At 65.6% G+C, this 876-nt stretch carries 2 protein-coding genes; both read right to left on the bottom strand.

What is annotated here, in order from left to right; genetic code table 11:
- Window positions 1-370 (bottom strand): ATP-binding protein (locus RMCN_RS08375; RefSeq protein WP_457920653.1); only part of this gene is annotated, 370 nt, incomplete at its 3' end.
- 2 nt (window positions 371-372) lie between these two features.
- On the bottom strand, window positions 373-876 hold a 504-nt coding region (locus RMCN_RS08370; RefSeq protein ID WP_409366043.1), incomplete at its 5' end, for a Mu transposase domain-containing protein.

Here is an 876-nt window from a genome sequence, read left to right as displayed (position 1 = left end):
CCGCCAACCCGATGGCCAGGTGTGTCTTGCCAGTTCCGGGCGGCCCGAGCAGCACCACATTTGATGCCTTGGTCAGAAAAGCACCGGTGCCCAAGTGGGCGATCATGTCCCGATTCAATGCTGGCTGATGATCGAAGTTGAAGTCCTCCAACGACTTGCGAGTCGGGAACCCGGCCGAGCGGATACGAGTCGCCGCACCCGAGGCCTCACGGGCCGAAACCTCCCGCGACAGCACTGCCGCCAAATACTCTTCGTGAGTCCAGTTGGCGTCGCGGGCTTGCTCGGCCAGCCGGGCCGCCGAGTCGCGGATGCGGGGTGCTTTGAGTGCTTGGGCGTAGTGCAGGACGGCTTTGATCGGTTCTTCGGCCATGCTCATGCCACCTCACCATCGGAGGTCGCTGTGCCAGTGGTGAATTCGACGCCGAATGCGCGGTCGTAGTCGGCCAGATCACGAACCAGGTGATCACCTGCGGCGGGTGGCTGGCCGGTTTGGAACTGCTGTCGCAGCGCTGCGGCGCTGGCGACGTGGGCGGGATCGGTCAGCGTTTGTCGCGCCGCCCAACAGCGGTCATGAGCCGCCAGGAGGCGGCCGGCTCGGGCCACCGTCACCTGGGCAAGGGTGGTGGTCACGTCGACGAGTTGGCCGATCGCGCCCGGGTCCACGGAGTAGTCGTTACCGGCCACCCGCACGTAGTAGTCACGTCCCAGCCGCACCGAGGAAACCGACTGCACGACCGGCGGCACCGGCGGCAGCGCCAACATGTGAGCTCGATCGGCATCGATGAAGTCGACCGGGCGACCATCGAGGACCCGCACCCGACGCGCGTTGGCAGTCGCAAGCCATTGGTCGAGTTGACTGTTGAAGTCCTGCGGTGA

This window comes from Mycolicibacterium novocastrense, from assembly GCF_001570485.1.
Lineage (GTDB): Bacteria > Actinomycetota > Actinomycetes > Mycobacteriales > Mycobacteriaceae > Mycobacterium > Mycobacterium novocastrense.
This window is presented reverse-complemented; position numbering and strand designations above follow the sequence as displayed.